Source organism: Variovorax glucosi, from assembly GCF_051216695.1.
In the GTDB taxonomy this organism is placed as follows: Bacteria; Pseudomonadota; Gammaproteobacteria; order Burkholderiales; family Burkholderiaceae_C; genus Variovorax.
In genome coordinates this window covers 1-1,322 of sequence record NZ_JBPJZE010000144.1, presented here as the reverse complement: position 1 = coordinate 1,322, position 1,322 = coordinate 1, and the positions used below count along the sequence as shown (strand labels likewise).

Annotated in this window: 1 protein-coding gene; it reads left to right on the top strand. The window is 63.8% G+C overall.

What is annotated here, in order from left to right; translation table 11 throughout:
* Positions 1-1,011 (top strand): ChbG/HpnK family deacetylase (locus ACSFA3_RS23690; RefSeq protein ID WP_435507860.1); only part of this gene is annotated, 1,011 nt, incomplete at its 5' end.
* Positions 1,012-1,322: the final 311 nt, after the last annotated feature.

The window sequence follows — 1,322 nt, the reverse complement described above, 5'->3', positions numbered from 1 at the left end:
CCGCGTCGAGCAAGATGTCGGTGGCGGGGTGAAGATCTACCGGCCATGATGGCGGCTGACAGGGAGTGGCACGATGCCATCGTGCCTGCGACGCGTCCGGAGCTACGAACGCTCACGGTCTGCGTGGACGACTTCGGCTTGCACCAAGGGATCAACGCGGCGGCGCTGCGTCTGGTGCAGATGGGGCGCGTCAGTGCCCTGAGTGCGATGACCCAGGCGCCGGAATGGCCCCGTGGCGCGTCGTCTGCGCGAGAGCTTGACGCCGATCAGGTGGATGTGGGTCTTCATTTCAATTTGACTCTGCCGTTCCGGGGATCCCCTGCACTGGGATCGATGCAGGCACTTATTGCGGCTGCGCATCTGCGCATGTTGCCGAAGCGGCGCATCCGCGAAGCGCTCTTGCGCCAGCTTACGGCATTTGAAGACGAGATGTTTCGCGCCCCTGCGCATGTCGATGGGCACGAGCATGTGCATCTGTTGCCAGTGATCCGGGACATATTGCTGGACGTGCTCGTGCAGCGCTATCGCAGCACGTTGCCCTGGCTTCGCGTGTGCGCCTCCCCGGCTCCCGCTTCATCCATCGACGCCGCGGTGAGGTTCCACGGCCGAAAGGCATGGTTCATCGACCGCTCACAGGGAGGGGAAGGCTTTCGCCACAGAGCAAGGGCGCTTGGCTTCACGGTCAAACACCGTTGGCTCGGCGTTCATGGCACTCAGGCCAGTGCGAGCGAGTACCGCGCACTGCTCCTACTTTGGCTGAACAATGCGCTGGATGGCGACGTCTTGGTGTGTCATCCGGGTCACTCGGGGACTGATGACCTTGTCGACCGAGCACGGCGCGTTGAGTTCGCGGTGTGGGCAGATCCCCTGCTCGGGTGTGTTCTGCAGGGACTTGGTATCCGCATCGCGTCGATGTCAGATGGCTATCGACATGTCGGAGAGATCCGGTCTGCGAGCTCAGCAAGAACAGGCGACTGGCTGGCAGGTCGAAAGGACGACCTTTGCTCGTGAGGCAGGGATTTGCACGGCGCCTGGACCCCGATCTGGCGAGACCGCCTGCGGCACGTGTGCGCCGACGATCTGTTCTACGTGCGCGATCGACCTCGGCGCCGGCAGTGCGTTGCTCCGCGGTGGAGGCCGTCGCGACCTCGCAGCCGATGGAGATGAGCCTTCGTGGCAGGCCCGAGCTCTTCGCTGGGAGCGGCGCTGACCTTGGAGGCAGGACCGGATTCTCTTGCCGGCTGCGCAGGCGGTCTGAATCGCTCGCTCTTGTGGCGGCTTTGGGGTGTGTTGCGATCTGGCTCATTCTCTGGTTCGGGCTG